Annotated in this window: 1 protein-coding gene; it reads left to right on the forward strand. The window is 58.1% G+C overall.

Translation table 11 applies throughout. The annotated features are described in order from the left end of the window. On the forward strand, positions 1-582 hold a 582-nt coding region (locus B3F49_RS11285), incomplete at both ends, for a homocitrate synthase/isopropylmalate synthase family protein (protein ID WP_422663648.1).

Consider the following 582-nt stretch of genomic DNA (forward strand, 5'->3'; position numbering starts at 1 on the left):
TTGCTGCAGTCCAGGCCGGTGTGACGCAGGTGCAAGGCACTCTTTTGGGATTCGGCGAGCGATGCGGCAATGCAAACCTCGCTTCCGTTGCAGGAATTCTGGGAGCCAAGCTGGGATTCGACTGCCTCTGCGGCGAAAGCCCCGAACGGCTTACCGGCATCTGCCGCCGGGTTGCAGAAATTGCCAACGTACGAATTTCGGGGAGCGCCCCCTTCATCGGCAAGAGTGCGTTCGCCCACAAGGGCGGCATGCATATCGACGGCGTGCAGAAGAACCCGCAATCGTTTGAGCACATCGACCCGATGGTAGTAGGCAATGAACGCAGGCTCTTGATGAGCGAGGTGGCAGGCAGGGCCCTGATGCTGAAGCGCATCGCCCGCATAGCTCCCAACCTGGACAAGGACGATCCGGTAACGGTGAGCTTGATGGATGAACTGAAGCGCCTTGAATCTGAAGGGTATCAGTTCGAAGGTGCTGAAAGCTCCTTTGACTTGGTCATCAGGCGGCATTTGAAGATGTACCGTCCCTATTTCAGCCTGGTGCACTACCAAACCATCGGCAGCAGCCCCTATGCCGATCCGC

It is taken from the genome of Sphaerochaeta sp. UBA5836 (genome assembly GCF_002432845.1).
Lineage (GTDB): Bacteria > Spirochaetota > Spirochaetia > Sphaerochaetales > Sphaerochaetaceae > Sphaerochaeta.